The organism is Moorena producens 3L (genome assembly GCF_000211815.1).
GTDB lineage: Bacteria > Cyanobacteriota > Cyanobacteriia > Cyanobacteriales > Coleofasciculaceae > Moorena > Moorena producens.
In genome coordinates, this window is record NZ_GL890916.1 from 1 (window position 1) to 2362 (window position 2362).

Genomic DNA, 2362 nt, shown 5'->3' on the forward strand with positions numbered 1-2362 from the left:
GACGTATTAATTTTTGATCGGGGAAAAAAACCTATTGCTATTACGGAAATAGGAAAAAAATAGTGGCTCAGGCTAAAAATATTGTTGCAGAGGCAGATCGCATGAAAGATATTGTCGATCAAGACAAGGGAACTTTGTTTTTAGATGAAATAGGAGAGCTTCCCCCTAGAATTACAGCCCAAATTACTTCGCGTTATTCAAGAAGGGGAATTTGACCCAGTTGGGAGTTCCGAAACCATAAAGGTAAACGTTAGAATCATCGCCGCTACCCATCGCGACCTATTGAAAAAATCAAGGGAAGGAGAGTTTAGGGAGGATTTGTTTTACCGCTTGAATGTATTTCCAATTACCGTACCGCCATTGCGCAAACGTGGAAACGATGTTGGCCTGATTGCCAATGTCATGCTACAACATTTTGGTAAAAAACTTGGAAAGTCCATAGAAGCGCTAAACGAAGGGCAATTGCAGTTGTTCAAATCCTATGCTTGGCCTGGTAACGTACGTGAATTGCAAAACTTACTTGAACGGGCCGTAATCATTTCAAAAAAAGGGGTGATTGATTGGCAAACCATTATTCCCCATACCAAGGGGCAGGATGGGGAAAGCCTTGAGGCAAATTCCGATGAAATCTTTACCTCTCAACAAATGGCAGCACTTGAAAGGGAAAATATCAAAAGGGCACTGAAGAGAACCAATTGGCGCATTTCAGGCGAAAAAGGTGCTGCAACACTACTAAACATACCCTCAACTACCCTCAGTTCAAAAATAAAGGCTCTGGGCATTCACCGACACGAATAATTACGATATATCATAAATAAAATAACGAAATATCGTTAATAAACGAAATGTCGTTACAATTATTTTTATTTTTTTTATTTTAAAATCACACATAATCAGTTAGTTATAATTTTTTGGCACAGCACGTGTATTTCATTTGGCATCATTCAATATAAATTTTAAAAAAACAAAAAATGATTACAACTGAAAAACATTAAAAACGGAGTAAACGTAGGCCAATTAGTCGAAACTATAGAAGCTGTACAAGGCAATCCTGAATTGGCAAAATTTGAGTTTAGAACCAAAACAAATTGGATTACTGGCGGAAACTGTGTTTCAAGTGCAAAAAGTTTCTACGGAGTTTGTCAAGAGGACACCACAAGACAAGAGACTTTTACGATGGAAGCTGACCACCCCAATGTATTGTTGGGTGAGGATAAAGCGGCCACACCTGCAGAAATCGTTCTACATGCCTTAGGTTCTTGTTTGACGGGCGCCATGGTATACCATGCTGCAGCCAACGACATTGAGATTGAAGGAGCTGAGGCTTCATTAAAGGGTGGTGCAGACCTTCATGGATTTTTGGGTCTTGACCCAGAAGTGCGCAAAGGTTTTGATGGCATAACCGTCAAGTTCAAGGTAAAATCCGATGCTTCTGAAGAGCAATTGCGAAATCTTGCCCAGTTCTCACCTGTCTTTGACATGTTGACCAACCCAACCCCTGTTAAGATTGAGTTTGAAAAGTAATTGGAATGGGGCCGTATTTTATATACGGCCCTTTTTCTCCTATAAAGCCATGAACAATCCATCTCAAATACAGGTCTGTGCAAATGAAGCGGTAGCAAGAATTGCCTATAAGACCAACGAGATATTTCCAATTTACCCCATTACTCCCGCCTCTCCAATGTCTGAATGGGTCGAGGAATGGAGTGCTAAGCAACGAAAAAATATTTTTGGTTCCGTACCGCGGGCATTTGAAATGCAAAGCGAGGCCGGAGTGGCCGGAACCATGCACGGAGCCCTACAAACCGGTTCCCTATCTTCTACCTTTACCGCCTCCCAAGGCTTATTGCTCATGTTGCCCAATATGTACAAAATTGCTGGTGAACTGACACCCAATGTCATTCATGTGGCATCGCGATCTATAGCCACCCATGGGCTTTCCATCTTTTGTGACCATAGTGACGTTATGGCCGTTCGAGCTTCTGGCTATGCACTTTTGGCTTCAGCCTCGGTTCAAGAGGCGATGGACTTTGCCCTTATTTCACACGTGGCTACGTTAAAATCTAGAATACCATTTGTTCACTTTTTTGATGGATTTCGAACTTCCCACGAAACTCAAAAAATAGAGGACATTTCCGATGCCATTATTCATCAAATGTTGGATGGGGAAAAAATCGAATTCCATAGAAAAAATGCGTTGAACCCGAACAATCCTGTCATCAGGGGAACGAGCCAAGCCGCGGATACCTTTTTTCAGGGTCGTGAAGCGGTCAATCCTTATTATAATGCTTGCCCAAGAATCGTTCAAAAGGTCATGGACCAATTTTTCAACTTACTGGAAGGGCTTACCAACTATTTGATT

Annotated in this window: 2 protein-coding genes and 2 pseudogenes; all 4 read left to right on the plus strand. The window is 41.6% G+C overall.

Translation table 11 applies throughout. From position 1 onward, the window contains the following. Nucleotides 1-131: pseudogene (locus tag LYNGBM3L_RS50385) on the plus strand (hydrogen peroxide-inducible genes activator); the annotation flags it as partial. 64 nt (nucleotides 132-195) lie between these two features. After that, the gene (locus tag LYNGBM3L_RS14460; RefSeq protein ID WP_229414493.1) at nucleotides 196-798 is read left to right on the plus strand and encodes an AAA-type ATPase lid domain-containing protein; all 603 of its coding nucleotides are present in this window, start codon (nucleotides 196-198) and stop codon (nucleotides 796-798) included. Nucleotides 799-1056: 258 nt separating this feature from the next. Beyond that, complete coding sequence (locus LYNGBM3L_RS14465) at nucleotides 1057-1524, plus strand: OsmC family protein (RefSeq protein ID WP_008184494.1); 468 nt, start codon at nucleotides 1057-1059, stop codon at nucleotides 1522-1524. Between the two features lie 49 nt (nucleotides 1525-1573). Then, nucleotides 1574-2362, plus strand: a pseudogene (locus tag LYNGBM3L_RS14470) (pyruvate:ferredoxin (flavodoxin) oxidoreductase); the annotation flags it as partial.